The sequence below is a fragment of the Bacteroides sp. AF39-16AC genome (assembly GCF_003602735.1).
Taxonomy (GTDB): Bacteria; Bacteroidota; Bacteroidia; order Bacteroidales; family Bacteroidaceae; genus Bacteroides; species Bacteroides uniformis.
Genome location: NZ_QTLN01000003.1, coordinates 368,468 through 368,769 on the forward strand (window position 1 = coordinate 368,468; position 302 = coordinate 368,769).

The 302-nt window shown below is 45.0% G+C and carries 1 pseudogene; it reads right to left on the reverse strand.

Features of this window, described 5'->3' with window-relative positions:
• Positions 1–170 precede the first annotated feature (170 nt).
• Positions 171–302: pseudogene (locus DW039_RS21220) on the reverse strand (IS1380 family transposase); the annotation flags it as partial.

Sequence of the window (302 nt, forward strand, 5' to 3'; positions counted from 1 at the left end):
CCTCAAATCCGCAACTAAGCTCTTCAGCGTCCTTCTTGCGTCTAAACGTCCTCTCATCACTGAATTAGCAGATAAATTGAGGCTGAAATACCCACTTCTGCCCACAATATCCCCTTGCCCCACTATGCGACTTGAGGCAATACGCAGATTAAAACCATAAGGAACGGACTTTATCCGAATCCAGTTTTGAAAGGTCTTGCATAAGCCCGGTTTTCAGTATAGATATTCAGCACGTATTGCCTTGCTGTCATGATCCACTTGGCAGGTACGGAGATGAAGCTGAAGACAAAAGCTTTTATGCG